Origin of the sequence: Collinsella sp. AF23-2, assembly GCF_003459245.1 — a bacterium.
In the GTDB taxonomy this organism is placed as follows: Bacteria; Actinomycetota; Coriobacteriia; order Coriobacteriales; family Coriobacteriaceae; genus Collinsella.
Map to the genome: position 1 here is coordinate 273053 of NZ_QRVG01000001.1, position 16760 is coordinate 289812.

At 59.9% G+C, this 16760-nt stretch carries 17 protein-coding genes; 7 read left to right on the top strand and 10 right to left on the bottom strand.

Features of this window, described 5'->3' with window-relative positions; translation table 11 throughout:
- Positions 1–5: 5 nt before the first annotated feature.
- Positions 6–776, top strand: coding sequence for a Cof-type HAD-IIB family hydrolase (locus DWY03_RS01180; RefSeq protein ID WP_117839740.1), 771 nt, complete (start codon positions 6–8; stop codon positions 774–776).
- Between the two features lie 209 nt (positions 777–985).
- Positions 986–1375 carry a metal-dependent transcriptional regulator gene (locus DWY03_RS01185; protein ID WP_055252669.1) on the top strand — a complete coding sequence of 130 codons (390 nt, stop codon included), beginning with the start codon at positions 986–988 and terminating at the stop codon, positions 1373–1375.
- 279 nt (positions 1376–1654) lie between these two features.
- Here DWY03_RS01185 and DWY03_RS01190 read toward each other — a convergent pair whose 3' ends face one another.
- The 5 genes from DWY03_RS01190 to DWY03_RS01210 all read right to left on the bottom strand — a co-directional run bounded on the left by DWY03_RS01190 (position 1655) and on the right by DWY03_RS01210 (position 7282).
- Positions 1655–3607: a heavy metal translocating P-type ATPase gene (locus DWY03_RS01190; protein ID WP_055252068.1), complete on the bottom strand. Its 1953-nt coding sequence runs from the start codon at positions 3605–3607 to the stop codon at positions 1655–1657.
- A 99-nt stretch (positions 3608–3706) separates the two neighbouring features.
- Positions 3707–3925, bottom strand: a complete 219-nt coding sequence (locus DWY03_RS01195; RefSeq protein ID WP_006235433.1) for a cation transporter — start codon at positions 3923–3925, stop codon at positions 3707–3709.
- Between the two features lie 63 nt (positions 3926–3988).
- Positions 3989–4354, bottom strand: a complete 366-nt coding sequence (locus DWY03_RS01200) for a helix-turn-helix transcriptional regulator (RefSeq protein ID WP_117634970.1) — start codon at positions 4352–4354, stop codon at positions 3989–3991.
- Positions 4355–4773: 419 nt separating this feature from the next.
- Entirely contained in the window at positions 4774–5964 is a 1191-nt protein-coding gene (locus tag DWY03_RS01205; RefSeq protein ID WP_147334488.1) for a hypothetical protein, read from the bottom strand.
- Between the two features lie 349 nt (positions 5965–6313).
- Positions 6314–7282 carry a 3'-5' exonuclease gene (locus DWY03_RS01210; RefSeq protein ID WP_117786408.1) on the bottom strand — a complete coding sequence of 323 codons (969 nt, stop codon included), beginning with the start codon at positions 7280–7282 and terminating at the stop codon, positions 6314–6316.
- A gap of 171 nt (positions 7283–7453) precedes the next feature.
- Here DWY03_RS01210 and DWY03_RS01215 point away from each other — a divergent pair, with 171 nt between their 5' ends.
- Positions 7454–8542, top strand: coding sequence for a putative manganese transporter (locus DWY03_RS01215; RefSeq protein ID WP_117759706.1), 1089 nt, complete (start codon positions 7454–7456; stop codon positions 8540–8542).
- A gap of 132 nt (positions 8543–8674) precedes the next feature.
- Here the strand turns inward: DWY03_RS01215 and DWY03_RS01220 are convergent, their stop codons facing one another.
- Entirely contained in the window at positions 8675–9157 is a 483-nt protein-coding gene (locus DWY03_RS01220) for a DUF188 domain-containing protein (RefSeq protein ID WP_117758351.1), read from the bottom strand.
- Positions 9158–9760, bottom strand: a complete 603-nt coding sequence (locus tag DWY03_RS01225; protein WP_117839742.1) for an HdeD family acid-resistance protein — start codon at positions 9758–9760, stop codon at positions 9158–9160.
- 234 nt (positions 9761–9994) lie between these two features.
- On the opposite strand from DWY03_RS01225, the gene DWY03_RS01230 reads away from it, so the two are divergent.
- The 3 genes from DWY03_RS01230 to DWY03_RS01240 all read left to right on the top strand — a co-directional run bounded on the left by DWY03_RS01230 (position 9995) and on the right by DWY03_RS01240 (position 11944).
- On the top strand, positions 9995–10666 hold the full coding sequence (locus tag DWY03_RS01230; RefSeq protein WP_158558592.1) for a nitroreductase family protein: 672 nt from the start codon (positions 9995–9997) through the stop codon (positions 10664–10666).
- Between the two features lie 82 nt (positions 10667–10748).
- Positions 10749–11291 (top strand): histidine phosphatase family protein, encoded by a 543-nt coding sequence (locus DWY03_RS01235; RefSeq protein ID WP_055252053.1) that lies wholly within the window; start codon positions 10749–10751, stop codon positions 11289–11291.
- Between the two features lie 17 nt (positions 11292–11308).
- Positions 11309–11944, top strand: a complete 636-nt coding sequence (locus tag DWY03_RS01240; RefSeq protein WP_117772998.1) for a histidine phosphatase family protein — start codon at positions 11309–11311, stop codon at positions 11942–11944.
- 129 nt (positions 11945–12073) lie between these two features.
- On the opposite strand, the gene DWY03_RS01245 is transcribed toward DWY03_RS01240, so the two are convergent.
- Positions 12074–12763 carry a DUF1015 family protein gene (locus DWY03_RS01245; RefSeq protein ID WP_117563978.1) on the bottom strand — a complete coding sequence of 230 codons (690 nt, stop codon included), beginning with the start codon at positions 12761–12763 and terminating at the stop codon, positions 12074–12076.
- A 39-nt stretch (positions 12764–12802) separates the two neighbouring features.
- Entirely contained in the window at positions 12803–14023 is a 1221-nt protein-coding gene (locus DWY03_RS01250) for a M20 family metallopeptidase (RefSeq protein ID WP_117772996.1), read from the bottom strand.
- 655 nt (positions 14024–14678) lie between these two features.
- Here DWY03_RS01250 and DWY03_RS01255 point away from each other — a divergent pair.
- A complete protein-coding gene (locus DWY03_RS01255) occupies positions 14679–15227 on the top strand; it encodes a hypothetical protein (protein ID WP_147330808.1) in 549 nt (182 codons plus the stop codon).
- 347 nt (positions 15228–15574) lie between these two features.
- On the opposite strand, the gene DWY03_RS01260 is transcribed toward DWY03_RS01255, so the two are convergent.
- Positions 15575–16738, bottom strand: a complete 1164-nt coding sequence (locus DWY03_RS01260) for a phosphoglycerate dehydrogenase (protein WP_117839744.1) — start codon at positions 16736–16738, stop codon at positions 15575–15577.
- Positions 16739–16760: the final 22 nt, after the last annotated feature.

A 16760-nucleotide genomic window follows, 5' to 3' on the forward strand; every position in this document is an offset into this window, starting at 1 on the left:
CGAGGATGATCGGGGCCGCGTTTTTCGATATCGACGGCACGCTGCTGAGCTTTAAGACCCACCGGATTCCGGCGTCGGCGCAGCAGGTGCTCGACAGCTTTCACGAGCAGGGGATTGCGTGCGTGATCGCTACGGGCCGTCCGACCTACCAGATGCCGGACTGGCTGTTCGACCTTGGCTGGGATGCGTACATTACGCTTTCGGGTCAGCATTGCTTTGATGCCAGTGGTGTTTACCGCAGCTGCCCGATCGATCCGGACGATGTTGCGGTGATCGTGGACCAGGTGGCTCAGGGGCGCTACGACTCGCTGTGCATGCAGGGCGAGAACTCGTTTGTGAACCGCCTGTCCGAGCGCGTGGTGGCGGCCGGCAACAACGCGGGAATCGTCTACCACGAGGAGCCGTTTGACCACGCCTTCGACGCGCCGGTCTACCAGTTTTGCGCGTTTGTGGATCCGGCCGACGAGCATATCGTGACCGATGCGGTGTCGCATTCGCTCACGACGCGCTGGTGCGATCTGTTCTGCGACATTATCCCTGCCAACGGCGGCAAGGATCTGGGCGTTGCGGCGACGCTGGAGCGCCTGGGCGTCGACGTGAGCGAAGCGATTGCCTTTGGCGATGGCGAGAACGACCTGTCGATGTTTGGAGCCGTGGGCACCAGTGTTGCCATGGGCAACGCGCAGGATACTGTGAAGGCCGCAGCGACCTACGTAACGACCGCCGTAGACGACGACGGCATCTACAACGCCGCAAAGCACTTCGGGCTGGTGTAGCTGCGGATTCGGCACTTGGGGACGTTCCTTTTCTGCCGGCAGTTGGGGACACTCCTTGCGGGGCGTCCCCATTTTGTTTTCGTCCCGCATGTTTTGTGAAACACGGCTAACTTTTAGGCAAAGTAGTAAGACATGGGCAACTTTTGCGGTAAAGTAAATCAAGCAAAAGTATCCAAAGGCTAACTAGAAGCCATCGCGAAAGGCGGCCCATGGCCCTGCGTGAATCCGGAGAAGACTATCTCGAATCGATCTACGTTCTATCGGAACGTCAGGGCATCGTGCGCTCGATCGACGTTGCCGAATACTTGGGCGTAACCAAAGCAAGCGTCTCTAAAGCCATGGCGGCCTTGGAGAGCACCGGCTACGTGGAGATGGGCAAACGCGACGTGCATCTGACGGAACGCGGTCTTGAGGTTGCCCGTCAAATGTGGGAGCGCCACTGCTTTTTTGTAGGTCTGCTAGAGGACGCAGGCGTAACGCCCGAGGTCGCGTCGCAAGAGGGCTGCCACATGGAGCACTGCCTGAGCGAGGAGAGCTTCGAGAAGCTAAGATCGATGCTGAGACGGGAAGATGTAGCGGGTCCAACAACAGAAGCCTAACTGACCCACAGTAGCGCGGAGTTCACGCAAAGCGCGAACCAGCGACCGGGACCAGCGGCCCTTTCGGCCAAGTCCATTTCAGCAAAGGAACCCCGCCAGCAAGCGATGCCCAAGAACCGCCAGCTGTGTCAATGCAGGCCGGGGCCGGGCTTGGTTTTGAAAACACTCCGCAGCGCGAGGCCCGCCTTTCCGTTGCTCCGCAGGAGCAAGAAAGACGGGCCTCATGCGCGAGGACGTTTTCAAAACCAAGCCCGGCCCCGGCCGGAGGGACCACGAGCGCTACAGGTTCTTGACACCCATCGCGCGCATGGCGTTCAGGATGGCGATGATCGCCACGCCTACGTCGCCAAAGACGGCAAGCCACATATTGGCGATACCCAGCGCTGCCAGCACAAGGATCAGCAGCTTAATGCCCAGCGCAAAGATTATGTTCTGCCAAACAATCGACATGGTCTTGCGCGCCACGCGGATCGCGCGGGAAATGTTGGACGGCTTGTCGTCCATCAGCACCACGTCGGCGGCCTCGATCGCGGCGTCGGAGCCCATGGCGCCCATGGCAATGCCCACATCGGCGCGCGTAAGCACAGGAGCGTCGTTGATACCGTCGCCGACAAAGGCGAGCTTGCCCTTGCCACTTTCGGCCGCGAGTAGCGCCTCAACGCGCTCGACCTTGTCGCCCGGCAGGAGCTGCGCGTGGAACTCGTCGAGACCGAGTTGCTTGGCCACAGACGCTGCAACCTCCTCGCGGTCGCCCGTGAGCATGACGGTGCGGTTGATACCGGCGGCATGCAGGTCGCGAATCGTTTGCTCCGCATCGGCCTTAACGGTGTCTGCAATCACGATGTGGCCGGCGTACACGCCGTCAACGAGCACGTGGAGGATCGTGCCGACAACCTCACAGTCCGGTGCTTCAACGCCGGCCGCGGCGAGCATCTTGGCGTTGCCAACGACGACGTGCTTGCCGTCGATGGTTGCCGTCACGCCGTGGCCCGCGTCGTTGGCGGAGTCGCTCACGCGCTTGGGGTCGACCTCGCCCTGGTAGGCGTCGCGCACGGACTGCGCGATGGGGTGATCGAAGAACGACTCAGCAAGGGCTGCGACTTCGAGCAGCGACTGCTCGGTATAGCCAGCCTCGGGGTGCACCGCGACGACTGAGAACGTGCCGTTGGTGAGGGTGCCCGTTTTGTCGAAGACGATGGTGTCCACGTCGGCGAGCGTCTCGAGGTAGTTGGAGCCCTTGATGAGAACGCCCAGCTTGGACGCGCCGCCGATGCCGCCAAAGAAACTCAACGGTACGCTGATCACGAGGGCGCACGGGCAGCTGACGACCAGGAAGGTCAGGCCGCGCAGGATCCAATCGGACCAAGCGCCAGTCACCAGGCCGCCGCCAAGCGCGAGCACCGCGGCAGCGCCAGTGACGGCGGGGGTGTAGACGCGGGCAAAGCGCGTGATGAAGTTCTCGGTGCGCGCCTTCTTTTCGCTGGCATTCTCCACGAGCTCCAGAACACGCGCGACGGTTGACTCGCCAAAGGGCTTGGTGGTGCGCACGTGGATGAGGCCCGTCATGTTGATGCAGCCGCTGATGATATCGTCGCCGGTCTTGGCGGGGCGGGGGACTGACTCGCCCGTGAGCGCGGCGGTGTCGAGCTGGGTTTCGCCCTCGACGATGACGCCGTCGATAGGCACGCGCTCGCCGGGCTTGACCACGATCACGGTGCCGACGGCGATGTCATCGGGAAAGACCTGTTCGAGTGTGCCGTCGGCTTGCTCGACGTTAGCGTAGTCGGGCGCGATGTCCATCATGGCACTGATCGACTTGCGGCTCTTGCCCACGGCGTATGCCTGGAACAACTCGCCGACCTGGTAGAACAGCATGACGGCGGCGCCTTCGGCCATGTGCGGGTCGGTGTCGGGGAAGAGCACCATGGCAAACGCGCCGATGGTCGCGACGGCCATGAGGAAGCTCTCGTCGAAGGCCTTGCCGCGGCGGATGTTATTGAATGCCTTTTGCAGTACGTCGTAGCCGGCAATCAAAAACGGCACGAGGAACAGCGCGAAGCTGGCGTAGATGTTGCCGGGCTCCCCAAATGCGATAGTGAGGGCGCCGAGCTCGTCGAGGGCATAAACAACGGCAAAAATGCCCAGTGCTACCAGGATGCGGTTGCGCTTGTGCTCAAGGGACTCTTTCTTCTTGCGCTTCTTCTTTTTCTTTTTGGGGTCGGCGGCTGCCATGATTCAAACCTCCCATTTGAGTGTATGAACACTTGCTCATATAATTTCGCGAGCAAAGGCCGCGGCAAGCGCGGCCTTACAGGTCAACGTGTGCGCGGGTTAGAGAATGATCTCGCAGTCCGGCTCGGCGTCGGCGGTGAACTCAACGACGCGGTCCAGGACCTCGTCGAACTCGGCGTCGTCGGCCTCGAGCGTCAGCTTCTGGGTCATAAAGTTGACCGAAACGGACTTGACGCCATCGAGCTTAGCCAGCTCGTCCTGAAGTTCACGCGCGCAGTTGGCGCAATCGATCTCGTCGAGCTTAAACTGCTTTTTCATGGTGGGTTCCTTTCCCTGTGTTAGCGGTCTGGGTGCCGGCCGCGCTGATACCGTGGTTGATTGCTATTCGCAGATATGGCTCATGCCCTGGTTGAGCATGGTGTAGACATGATCGTCGGCGAGCGAGTAGAGAATGTTGCGGCCGTCGCGGCGGAACTTGACCAGGTGCGACTGCTTAAGCGTGCGCAGCTGGTGCGACACCGCAGACTGCGAGGTCGCGGTCGCTTCGGCGATGTCAGCCACGCAGAGCTCGCGACCCATGAGGGCATAGAGAATCTTGATGCGTGTGGTGTCGCTGAAGACCTTGAACAGGTCGGCCAGGTCGTACAACAGCTCCTCGTCGGGAAGGTCCTCGGGCGAGCAGCTGGTGGGAATCACGGGCTCGGTGGCCTCGATGTCGGGTTTCGTTTCATCAACGCGGATGCTCATTGCAATATCCTTTCATATGAACATGCGCTCATATAACTTACTTCCGATTATATGAGCGCATGTTCATATGTCAATGACGTACAGGTAATTCGTCGCATAAAATGATGGGGAATAGTGGACGAGATTCCGGACTGAGCGGTTTTGATAGCCGATGCCGGGGTGGGTGCCCCCGCGCCGTGCAAAAATTGGAGTATTCTGCAACTATAGGGGGTCCGTTAATCTATTCCAGGCCAAATAAAGCCGCTCAAGAGTTATCCAAGGGCGGTAAACAGACAAGGTCTTCCTCAAATGTTGCCTAACGTTCCCGTTCGATAGCGTTTTTGTTTTTCATTTGGATTAACTTGTGGGTGCTGGAGGGCCGACCCTGCTGAATACTCGCAATTTTGCACATCGCTAGGGTACCCACCTTGTTAGCCGGTCTAGCTTCCGGCCCCGAAGATTCTGCCCTCGGGCGCGAGGCTGCTTATTTGGGCAAATGATGGGCTGTCGGATTCGACAGTCTGCATGTCATCGATTGCCGGAACTTCATTTATTGTCGGGTCATCCAGCGTGATGCCTTCGAGTGTTGCTTTTTCGAGGTCGATTCGTTGACGATCTTCGGAATCCTGGCGAAGCTGCTTCTGAATTCGCTTTTTCTCTTCTATAAACCTTCTGAGCACAAACTGTCTCAGGTTCTCTTGCATGATTTGAAAGTCTTTTGGCAGACGCGAGGGACGTATGCCCTCTTTCCGTTGGATCGCCTCCATGACCCTAACGAAAGCGCTGGCATGCATAAAGGAATAACGACTGACGGTGATGATTCCGTATCCCATGGACGCAAGCGCATTCTTGCGCTCCTCATCGATGGCGCGGTCTTCTTCCGCGTCATGATAAAACCCGTTGTATTCAATGTCTGTGCGAGATTTCTTTAGATACGCATCCATAAAGAACTTTTTGCGTCTCGTGAGATTCTTTGCGGCAGCGGTGACCTGCACCTCGTAATCGGTCTCAATTCCCTTAATACCAAGCCCTCCTTCGCTTTTAGGCAGCGTTAGCATCATGACAAAGGCCGTTTCCATAGGAGACCGGCATCCGTCGCGCACACATTGGATCGCCTTTCGGGCAAGGGCCAGACCGTCGCATCTGGTAATGGAATTAAAGAACTGTTTTAACCTTTCGGTCGAGGTGAGCGCGAAACGCTCGTTATACGAGGTGGAAGAGTCGGTTCCAAGGGAGTAAGCGCCGCACAATTCAAAGTAGTACTCCACCAGTTCGCGAAAAGGGAGATAGGTGGCGGCCTGAAGTGCGCAAAGCTCAACGCCAACAATGAAGATGCCATCTTTGAGCTCTATAAAGCGTGAGCTCGAGAATCGTTTTGACGAAACGTGGCATTGACAGTTCATTGCATAGCGCGCATTCCTGCGATCAAACACCATTACTTCGAGGCAATCATTTGCGTCAAGGGAAACATCGTGTTTGGTGAGCCATTCTGCGGCTGCGTCAAGGAGCGTTCCGGTGGGACATGATCCGTAAATCGCGGCAGGGTTACAGGGCTCGGTGTCTTTCGCAGAAGCCGAATGCGCGGCCTGGTAGACCGCTTTTGCAGTGGTATGTGACAATACGATACTCATGGTATATATCGTGTCAGCTAATGCCGTGTTGATGGCGCTGAGTGGGAAAGCCGTTTTAGGGGCCTAACCAAATGCTGTCCAAAAGCTTGACGCGATTATGGGCTGGCACGCCTAAAATCAATGTTCTCGCAGCTTAGCTATAGCATATAAAAACTCAATTGCTGCACATTTGATATCAATGCATCACCATCCGACAACGAATTACGTGTCGGGAATTGGCCGAAATCGTTCAAAATGAGGGTTCAGAATTTGTGATGGCAGATCTATCTGTGGAGCGTAGGGCGGCCCCGCTGCGGTGTTTCCCGCTGCGAGGCCGCTCGTGAGCAAGCAGTGTTTGTCGCAGGCGTTGCTATTTCGCGAATAGGTTCTTGAGGTTGAACTCGGCCTGTACCGTGCGGAGCATGAGGTCGGTGTCATCCAGACCCAGGTGCTGCTCGTTGGCGTCGGCGGCGAGGGTTCCACGGCGGCGCGCCCAGTTCTCGAGCGCGGCTGGGGCGGACTCGCGGGGGAGCGAGCGCACGTCGGCGTCCAGGCTGCGGCAGATCTGGCGCGAGTCGATGACGATGATCTTGCCGGCGCGGCGTGCCTCGGCGTAGCCGTCCAGGTGGATCTTGAACCAGCTGTCCTCAAAGGCGGCGTTGTGTGCCATGTACGGGTACTTCTTCATAAGCTTGAGCAGCTGCTTTTGCAGCTCCTTGTTCTCGCGGAAGGGCGTTTTGCCGTCGATGTCGTCCCAGGTAATGTGGTGGATATTCGACAGCGGCACATCCTCGCCGCGGTAGATGTCGGGCAGGCCACAGTAGTGCGCCTCGGCGTCGTGCGGGATGGCGTCGCTGGTGAGTTCCATGATCTCCCAGCCGACGTTGATGATATAGCCGCGCTCGGGCGCGCGACCGGTGGTCTCGATGTCGATACCGAGCACGGTGCCCTGGATGGGCTTGCGGGCATAGGCCACGCCGAGTGCGTCGCGGTCGCCGCGGATCTCGCGCATAACGGACGCGGCGGTGCGCTTTTGCATCTTGCCGATGGCGGCGCAGGTGTCGGCGTCGGACAGGCCGCGCGAGAGCGTCGCGGGCGTCACGTTGCGCAGGCGTGCCTCGCCAATCTGGTCGCACAGGTCGCGGTTGCGGTCGGCCAGGTCGCGCACGGTGGCAAAGTCGAAGCCGGGGTCGCCCTCGGCAGTAAAGTACTCGGTCTCGAGCACCTTGAGGGCCTCCTCGCCCTTCTGGCGCTCGGACTCCATGGCGCCGTGGTCGCCGTAGATAAACATGGGGATAAACGGCTGGCGCTCGTATTCGAGTGCTTGCGATACGTTCATATGCTACTCCTTGGACGAGCCGCGTTGTGCGGCTCGAGGTTACTGAGTTATGGCGAGATGATAGTTTACCATAGGCAACTATTGGCACCGCGCCCGGGACAACTACAATACCCTAGTTGACCGCTAGGACTTTTACAATGCTGCCGAAAGACACGAAAGGTTCCATCCGTCATGGATTTACTGATTGATATTCTGCTCGACGCCGGCAAGGACACGCTGTCGCTGGTGCCGTTTTTGTTGGTGACGTATCTTGCTCTCGAGACACTTGAGCACGTTGCGGGCGACCGCGTCAACGGCGCTATCAAGCGCGCCGGCGCTGCGGGTCCCGTGGTTGGCTCGCTGCTGGGCATGGTGCCGCAGTGCGGCTTTTCGGCCATGGCGGCCACGCTGTACGCCGGCCGTGTCGTGACCTTGGGCACGTTGGTGGCGGTGTTCCTTTCGACCTCCGACGAGATGCTGCCGCTGTTGCTTGCCGAGCAGGTTCCCGTGCAGACTATGGCGATGCTTTTGGCTTCGAAAGCGCTTATCGCACTGGTCACGGGTTTTATCGTGGACGCTGCCATTCGCGGCCTGCGCCGTAACGCCCGCGCGCACGCGGCGATTCGCCGTACCGTGCTGGGAACCGCGGCCAATCCGGCCCACGTGAACTGCGCGCACGACGACCACAGCGGCGGTGACATCATCGACGAGGTGGCCGAGGCGGGCGTGAGCGCCGACCACATCCACGAGCTGTGCGAGCGCGACCATTGCGGATGTGATGAAGACGAAGACGAGCACGAACACGGACATGGCCACGATCACGGTCATGAGGGCGAACATGAACACCATGATGGTCACGGTCACTCTCACTCCCACGAAGGGACGCCTGTCCTGTCGATCATCCGCAGTGCGATCTCGCACACCGTGCAGGTCTCGGTATTCATTTTTCTGGTGACGCTGATTCTGGTCGCCGTGCTCGAGACGTTCGGCGAGTCCGCGATCGAGCAGTTCCTGCGCGGCAACGAGACACTCGCTGTCCTGGGTTCGGCGCTTGTCGGGCTGATTCCCAATTGCTCGGCGAGCGTGGTCATTACACAGCTGTATCTGGAAGGCGCGCTGCAACTGGCGCCGATGCTCGCCGGCACGCTCATTTCCGCCGGCGTGGGTTATCTGGTGCTGTTCCGCACCAACCGCAGCGCCCGCGAAAATGCCGTGTTCCTGATCATGATGTACGTCATCGGCGCTGGCTGGGGCCTTATCCTTTCCGCCTTTGGGTTCTAAGTGGATGTTTGGGGCATGCCGTAAAACTAGGACATGCCATAAATTCCACCGCCATGACCTGGGCGTTGGATGCGCGTCAATCGGCAAAACAAAAAGGTAGATTATTAGGCATGTCCCAAAAACCTACCTTGGTTAGTGCAGCAACTCGGTGAGGTTGCGTTTAAAGCGGGCGCGGTCTTCGCTGGTAAATGCTGCCGGACCGCGAGTGCGTCCGCCGGCGCGGCGTACCTTCTTTTCCTCGTGGCGAATAAACAGCTGCATGTCGATGGTTGCTTTGTCGTAGACGCGCCCGCGCACACCGATAGCGGCGGCATCGCGCCCGAGCACCATGCTCGCCAAGCCAATGTCCTGCGTCACGACCACGTCGCCCGCCTGCAGGCGTTCGACAATGGCAAAGTCGGCGCTGTCGGCGCCCACGCTCACGTCGAGCGTCGTGATCCAAAAGCCGCGTCGCGCGTGCTCGGCATCGCGCGGGTCGTCGCGGCGAATGTGCCGTTCCAGGTTTTGCGTGCTGTTGCCGGCGATAACAACGGCGACGCCCGCCCGCCGCGCGCAGTCAATCGACTCGCGCGTGACCGGGCAGGCGTCGGCATCAATAAAAAGCGTCTTTGGCATCTAGCGCACCAGTTTGCCAAACTGAATGGCGCGGACAATGAGCGTCACGCCAAACACCAGCAGCGCGGCACCGCTAAAGATGACGAGCATCTTGGCCGACCACAGCGGATAGATAAACACGAACATGCCCGCGATGATGGAGAGTGCGCCGCTCAGGATGGCGAGGGCGCGGTTGGCGGAAAGCTCGGATTCCAGAATCGACATGACGCCTTCGACGATCCAGCCAAAGCCGGCGACGACCACTACAAGCGTGGTGAGCGTCGCGGTCGAGAAGGCCTGATTGCGCAGGATTATGACGCCGCCCAAGATAATGAGTAGGTTGGAGATGATGCTCGTCACGCGCCAGCCGGTGGGCAGCAGCGGCTCAAAAATGGCAGTGAATAGTCTGATGGCAGCAGTGATTACAAAGTAAAAACCCAGGACAGTCGTCAAAAAGACGAGGGACTTGGCAGGTGCAAAAAGCAGCGCGATACCAGCAATGAGTGCTAAGACGCCCGTGATGGCGTAGATCCAGCGTACGGCCTTGACGGCTTTGCCCGCCATGCTTTTCTCGTCAAATCCAAACTGGCTCGATTTTTGATCATCGTTCTTAAAGATGCCCATAAGTCTCCTTTCCGTGCGGCGTAAGCCTTGATCGTTACAACCAGTATCCCCTAAGGGCGCTGACGTATGGGTCGGGGAGGGCGAAACGTAACCCAAAGGCCCCGAATTGTTTCCGTTGTTCCCCACGTCGCGAGTTTCTATTCAACAGGTGTAGAACATTGCAGCCCTGTTCGTTATTGCCTACGTTTTAGGTTAGATTTTCCTAAGGACAATTGGCTTGTATTGGGGGTCCCTATGAACGAAGCAGTTCCCGAGGCACCGTCGAGTGTCGAATCGATGGCAAAGCAAGGTTGCGAAAAGCTTGGCCTGGACACGTTTGACGCGCTGGTCCGCCGCGCCCGTACGTGCCGCCGTTTTGACGAGTCCATGCGCGTGCCGCGCGAGTTTTTGCTCGAGCTGGCGGAACTGGCGCACCTGGCTCCCTGCGGCGCCAATGCTCAGCGTCTGCGTTTTCATGTGGTGAGCGGTGCCGAGGATTGCGCGCGTGTATTTGATGAGCTTGCATGGGCCGGCGCGCTTAAGGATTGGTCGGGTCCTGCCGAGGGCGAGCGTCCGACCGGCTACATCGCGATTCTTGCCGAGCGCGCTGTTCCGGGTAAGCCCGCCGCGCCCATCACCGAGGTCGACACGGGCATTGCCGCGCAGACGATGATGCTCGCCGCTCGCAGCGCCACGCCCGAGGTGGCAGCCTGCATGTTCAAGGCCTTTACGCCCCGCGCGATCGATGCTATGGGGCTCGATAACGACAAGTATGAGCTCAAGCTGATCATGGCTTTTGGCGTGCCGGCCGAGACGCAGATGATCGATGCGATCGATTCCAACCCCGACGGCTCAATTAATTACTGGCGTGACGATGCGCAGGTGCACCACGTACCCAAGCGCCCGCTCGCCGACGTGCTGGTGTAGCTGAGCGTCACCGCGGCGTGATCAGACGGTAAACCACCACAAAGGTGCCTGTCCCCTTTGTGGTGGTACGAGGGGAGAGCGTGTGGCAGATCTGTATTTGGTGCGGCATGGGCAGACTGAGCTCAATGTGCAGAGCATTTTGCAGGGCTGGCACGATTCGCCGCTTACGGCGCGCGGGCGCGAGCAGGCGCTGACGGCGCGTACGGCGTTTGCGGCGCGTGGCGTGGCCTTTGATCATGTGTATTCCTCGCCGTTGGGCCGGGCGCGGCATACGGCCGAGCTTATCGTTGGCGAGGGCCGTTCCATTGAGCTGGTCGATGACCTGCGTGAGTGGCATTTTGGCTCGCTGGAGGGCACATCAAATCGCGAGATGCCGCCGCAGCCCTGGGGCGATTATCCGGTGGCCTTTGGCGGCGAGTCGGAAGTGCAGCTTCAGTCGCGCATGGTCGCGGCGCTGTCCCGTATTATGGCCCGGCCGCAGCACGACTGCGTGCTGGCGGTTTCCCACGGCTCAGCCTGCCAGGAGTTTCTTGAGTATGTGACTGGCGGGGGAGAGCTACCCGACAACGGTGCCGTGCTTCATTTTGGCTATTGCGACGGGGCGTTTTCGCTCTTGGGTTGGTAACGAACGAAAGGACCCCTATGAATAAAGATCTGTATCTGGTCCGTCATGGACAGACGATATTCAACCTTAAGCGTATCATTCAGGGGTGGAGTGACTCGCCGCTTACGCAGTTGGGTTGCGACCAGGCGGCGCGCGCCGGCATGTTTTTACGTGCGCGCGGCATTGAGCCCGATCATGCCTACACCTCTACGCTTCATCGCACCGAGCAGACTATCGCCAACTTGTGGCCGGGCTTGGCGTACGAGCGCCTGGACGGCCTGCGTGAGTGGTTCTTTGGCGACTTTGAGGCCGAGCGCGTGATGCTTATGCCCGAGCGCCCGTGGCGCGACTTCTATCGGCAGTTTGGCGGCGAGGGCCAGATCCAGGTGCGCACGCGCATGGTGGCGACGCTGACCGATCTTATGCGGCGTCCGGACCATACGTGCGTGCTCGCGGTAAGTCATGGCTCAGCTATCAAGGAGTTTTTGGACCACGTGCGGGGCGCGGCGGCCGACGAGCGCGAACGCGTGCCGGGCAACTGCTCAGTGCTGCATTTTGCGTTTGACGATGCGGCCGATACGTTTGAACTGGTCGAAGTCTTTACGCAGGAAGACTACGCGCGCGAGCTGGGGCTAGAGCCGCTCGTGGCGGCGGCAGGTCCGCAGCGTGGATAACGCTGACGTTGCGGCCCGGTTTACCGGCGTAATTGTTTGATGCGAAAAGGGCGGAGGTGCATGCGTTTGCTGCATCTCCGCCCCTTGTTTGTTTGGATGCTGGGTTTTCCAGCTTAGCGTTTGAGTTCGCTAGAACCGTGAGACCTGGTGAGTGAGCAGACCCGTCGGAACCTGCGGCGCGCTGCCGCTGACCTGCGCGGCGGGGAACAGCACGGCTACAGCAAAGTTGAACGGCTCTTTGCCAGAGTAGGCGCCGGCAGCGCGGGCCTCGTCGGCCAGAATCTGCGATGCCCCAGCCAGTGCGGCGACATAGGCGGAGTCACCGGCGAACACCGGGTCGGGCGCCTGATCGAGCATGGCACGGATGGCGGCAACGGCGTCCTCGCGCTTGACCTCCCACACGCGATGTGTGACGCCCGCGGGATCGGTGACGGCGTAGAGCGATGCGCCCTCTTTGGCAGCGCTCAAAATGATATCCATGACGGGCGACGCCTCGTAGGCGAGCGACACGGGGCGCGGCTGCACCTTAAGCTCGGCGATCGCGCGCGCGGCGGCGAGTGCGTCGACGCTCTCGGCGGCAGCCTCGTCGCTACCCGTCAGTACGTTAACCGGGCAAATCGCCACGACACCCGTCGCGCGACCCGGCTCGCCCGAGCATTCGTACACGTAATACGCCGCGCCTGGATCCTTGAGCATTAGGCCGTCAGCAATGGCGCCGCGCAGGGCGTCGTTGCCGCTCAGGATACCGCCCATCGCAGGCAGCGCCTCGAGCACACGGTCCTGAGCCGGGCGGATGCAGGGAAACGGAAGTGCTTTCATGGGCGGTCCTAACGCGCGAGTCGGTTTGTTCGCGGCTTATTATGCCCCAACTTGGCCGCTTGCGTCCCAGAGCGTGTTATCGGCAAGCGCGATGAGCACGTTTTGGCAGCGAACGATATCGGCATGGGGCACATACTCGTCGGGCTTGTGTGCGAGCGCCAACGAGCCGGGGCCGTAGCTCATACAATTGCGGTTGCCTGTCTTGCCGGCAATGACGGCGGTATCGGTGTAGCCGGTAAAGAAGCCGACGGTCGTGTCCGCGTCCGTTACGTCATCGGCGGCACGCTTGAGCGCTGCTAGAAGGGGAGAGTTCGGGTCGCGCTCGATGGCGGGGCGGTCGCCCGTCACGGTGTAGCTGCCATGGCAACCGGGAACGGCGGCTTCGGCGACGGCGATGGCATGCTCGACCATATTGATTGCGGCGGCCGTATCGGTCGGCGGGGTCAGGCGCATGTCGACCCAGACTTTGGCGCGGTCGGGTACGACGTAGGGGCGATATCCGCCCTCGATTTGGCCAAACGTGATGGTCGAAGGCCCCAGCTCATCGTGCGCGGGCAGCGCCGCAAACGCGCGACGAAGCGAACACACGACCTCGGCCATGGCGGCGACGGCATCCGCGCCCTTCCAAGGCTGGCTCGCATGCGCCGTCACGCCAGCCATTTCAATCTCGAACCACGTACGCCCCTTGTGCGCCACCTGGATCTGTCCGTCGGTGGGCTCGGTGTCCAGCACCCATTCGCGCGAGCTGACCCAGCCAGCATCGATCGCGGCCTCTGAGCCGCGCATGAAGTCTTCCTCGTCGACCGAGCAGATGAGCGAAAAGCCGCGGCGTGGCAGCGCGCCATCCGCCGCCACGCGCTCGAGCGTATGGACCAGTGCGGCAATGGCGCAGGCCAGGCCACCCTTCATATCGCAGGCACCGCGGCCATAGAGTTTATCGTCGCGCACAACCGCCCCAAGCGGTTCGATGTCTGCGTCCCAGCCATCGCCCAAGGTGACGGTATCCATGTGGCAGATATAGATCAGCCGCGGCTCGTCGCTTTGGCCCGGCACGGTGACTTTAAGGTTGCGGCGCCCGGGCAGCACTTCGAGCTCCTCAATCTGCACGGCATCGAGCGCAGAACTATCAAGTTGTGCCAGCTGCTGCTCAATGAGCCTCTTAATGAAGCGCTCAATTTCATCCTCATACGCGCCCGGGTCTGAGCTGTCGATCCGCACAAGCTCCTGCGCAAGCCGCCAGGCAAAATCCTCATCAACCATATGCAACCTCACAATCAGTTTGCTTTCCAAACCGATTGTAAGCCTCCTGAGAGATCCGCGACGTGGGCGTGGCAGTATTTACCGTTCGCAGGCCGAGCCAGCGCGTTTGCCGTCCGGGCGGGTTCACAAGCGACGCAGCGGGTACGTACCCTTCATGGACGACATGCTGTGCGACATATCTGCCTTTCGGTATCACCGGATACCTCCACAGGTCTTGGCAATAATGCCGGACCTGCCCGATTCTGCGGACGATCCGCGCAGGGAGCACCTATGTGAGCATCCGCTCGTCACGCATTTCCTGGGCACCCCGTTACACGTGTTGGCGCAGGGCAGCTGCGGACGTAAGGGCGATCGCATTGTCAGGCATGTTTGGAACGGGGAGAGGCCGTTTGATTCCGTGCGGCAGACGGAGTTTGGCCTCGATGTTGCGTCCCCACTCTTTACCCTGCTGACCCTGGCTTCCTCGGTCTCAAACGAGCGTCTAATCATGTGCATGTATGAGATGTGCGGCACCTTTGCCGTGTGCAAGATTGCGCCTCAGGTAAAGTCGGCACTTGAGCAGGCATACGGGGGCCGGTGGGGTGACGCACGGTCGGGCTGGGAAAACGTAAAGGATGTCTCGGGGAATCCAACGGACTTGTGGAAACGACCTCCCTTGATCGAGCTCTCTGAGCTTACAGAGTTCGTCGATAAGGTCCGGGGGCTCCGCGGCGCTAAATCGTTCATACGAGCCGCGAAATGCATTACGGGGGTGGCAGCATCGCCGCTCGAGGTCCAGGCTTCGATGCTGTTTGGCCTTACGAGGTTGCGCGGCGGCGAAGGGCTGAGCCTTACCAATAACGTTGAGATTCGTATGACGCGCAGCGCCCGCCTGATTTCGGGGCTTGATAGGCGCTATGCCGATATCCTGCTGGCAAATAAGGACGGCAGCCGAGAGTGTCTGGTTGAATGCCAGGGTAAAGCCATTCACGGATCCATTGAATCCAAGATTTCGGACTCCGATCGAACGACGGCGCTGCAAGCGATGGGATATCCCGTCATTCTGATGACCTATGGTCAGCTGGCCGACTCCGATGCCTTCCGCGTGGTGATGGAGCTCATCATGTCCTATCTCGATGTGCCGCTGAAAGACAAGACGCCGCGACAGCAGGAGCTCGAACGGCGGCTTCGTGAGGAGATTTTTATCGATTGGGCAGGAATGTAGCCGCGCGGGTGGAAAACGGTCGCGCGGACTAGAGTTTTGGTCACAAAAAGACTTATATTTCGCCTTGGAGGGGCCTTAAAAATGCTATCTAGAATAAGTTGTTTCGGAAAATGGACAGTCAACTTACATTCGGCACATAGAGATCGATTTTTACCTACTAAAGTCCCTGATAAAGCTGTTTATCAAAGCGGGTGTGCTTAGCGACTTGAGCCTCACTATCGATTATCTGAAAAAACTTGTTATGGGTATCATTTTAAAGTCGTCCGGAGCAACAAAATCGGCCCCCGTTTCGTGAAAACGGGGGCCGAATGGGCTTCGTGGTCTGTCTGGCAGGATTGGCGCCGGCGCTATTTAATCGCGCGCACACGATACATCGACGGAATATGCTTGAGTGCCTCGATCGTGCTGCCGTCCAGGTGCTCATCGGTGTCGAACATGGTGTAGGCGTTCTCGCCAGCGGACTCGTTGGTCATGCGCTGCACGTTGGCGTTGTCCTTGGCGAGAATGGCCGTGATCTGGCCGATCATGTTGGGCACGTTGGCATGCAGGCAGGCAATGCGGCTTGCGGCGCGCGCCTTGCCCATGCTGCAGGCGGGGTAGTTGACGCTGTGCGCGATGTTGCCGTTTTCCAGGTAATCCTTGAGCTCGCTGATGGCCATGTCGGCGCAGTTGGCCTCGGCCTCGCCGGTGCCGGCGCCCGAATGCGTGGTGATAAACGTGTTGGGCATCTTGACGGTCTTGGGCGTGGCAAAGTCGCAGCTAAACCAGCTGAGCTTGCCCTCGCGCAGGGCAGCGTCGACGGCGTCCTCGTCAATGATGGTTTCGCGCGCGTAGTTGATGAGCACGGCGTCGGGCGCCAGCAGGTCGATCTGCTCGGTGCTGATCATGCCGATGGTATCGGCCTTGCTGGGCACGTGCACGGTGAGGTAGTCGCAGCCGCGGCAGAGGTCCTCGAGCGTGCCCACGCGCTGCACCTCGCGACTCAGCACCCATGCGTGCTCGACGGAAATGAACGGGTCGTAGCCGTAGACGTCCATGCCCAGATCGACACAGGCGTTGGCGACCTTGGAGCCCACGTTGCCCAGGCCGATGACGCCGATGCGCTTGCCCTTGAGCTCGCGGCCCACAAAGGCCTTCTTGGCCTTTTCGGCATCGACCTGAATCTCGGGGTCGTCGGCGTTGTCACGCACCCAGTTCATCGATTGCACCACGCCGCGGCTCGAGAGCACCAACATGCCCAGGACGAGCTCCTTGACGGCGTTGCTGTTGGCGCCGGGGGAGTTAAAGACGACGACGCCCTTCTTGGCGTACTCCTCGACGGGGATGTTGTTGACGCCGGCGCCGCAGCGGGCGATGGCGCGGATGCCCTCGGGCAGCTCGTAGCCGTGCAGGTCGGTGGAGCGCATCAGAATGGCGTCGGCCTCCTCGGCGGTGCCCACAAACTCGTAGCCCTCGCCAAATTCGACTTTGCCGTCCTTGGTAATGTCGTCGATGGTTTTAATCTTGCGCATGAAAAACTCCTTAGCGGATTTG

What these genes read in the sequence shown, in the direction of transcription:
- DWY03_RS01180 (WP_117839740.1), top strand. Translation starts at nt 6, where the DNA reads ATGATCGGGGCCGCGTTTTTCGATATCGACGGCACGCTGCTGAGCTTT.
- DWY03_RS01185 (WP_055252669.1), top strand. Translation starts at nt 986, where the DNA reads ATGGCCCTGCGTGAATCCGGAGAAGACTATCTCGAATCGATCTACGTT.
- DWY03_RS01190 (WP_055252068.1), bottom strand. Translation starts at nt 3,607, where the DNA reads ATGGCAGCCGCCGACCCCAAAAAGAAAAAGAAGAAGCGCAAGAAGAAA.
- DWY03_RS01195 (WP_006235433.1), bottom strand. Translation starts at nt 3,925, where the DNA reads ATGAAAAAGCAGTTTAAGCTCGACGAGATCGATTGCGCCAACTGCGCG.
- DWY03_RS01200 (WP_117634970.1), bottom strand. Translation starts at nt 4,354, where the DNA reads ATGAGCATCCGCGTTGATGAAACGAAACCCGACATCGAGGCCACCGAG.
- DWY03_RS01205 (WP_147334488.1), bottom strand. Translation starts at nt 5,964, where the DNA reads ATGAGTATCGTATTGTCACATACCACTGCAAAAGCGGTCTACCAGGCC.
- DWY03_RS01210 (WP_117786408.1), bottom strand. Translation starts at nt 7,282, where the DNA reads ATGAACGTATCGCAAGCACTCGAATACGAGCGCCAGCCGTTTATCCCC.
- DWY03_RS01215 (WP_117759706.1), top strand. Translation starts at nt 7,454, where the DNA reads ATGGATTTACTGATTGATATTCTGCTCGACGCCGGCAAGGACACGCTG.
- DWY03_RS01220 (WP_117758351.1), bottom strand. Translation starts at nt 9,157, where the DNA reads ATGCCAAAGACGCTTTTTATTGATGCCGACGCCTGCCCGGTCACGCGC.
- DWY03_RS01225 (WP_117839742.1), bottom strand. Translation starts at nt 9,760, where the DNA reads ATGGGCATCTTTAAGAACGATGATCAAAAATCGAGCCAGTTTGGATTT.
- DWY03_RS01230 (WP_158558592.1), top strand. Translation starts at nt 9,995, where the DNA reads ATGAACGAAGCAGTTCCCGAGGCACCGTCGAGTGTCGAATCGATGGCA.
- DWY03_RS01240 (WP_117772998.1), top strand. Translation starts at nt 11,309, where the DNA reads ATGAATAAAGATCTGTATCTGGTCCGTCATGGACAGACGATATTCAAC.
- DWY03_RS01245 (WP_117563978.1), bottom strand. Translation starts at nt 12,763, where the DNA reads ATGAAAGCACTTCCGTTTCCCTGCATCCGCCCGGCTCAGGACCGTGTG.
- DWY03_RS01250 (WP_117772996.1), bottom strand. Translation starts at nt 14,023, where the DNA reads ATGGTTGATGAGGATTTTGCCTGGCGGCTTGCGCAGGAGCTTGTGCGG.
- DWY03_RS01260 (WP_117839744.1), bottom strand. Translation starts at nt 16,738, where the DNA reads ATGCGCAAGATTAAAACCATCGACGACATTACCAAGGACGGCAAAGTC.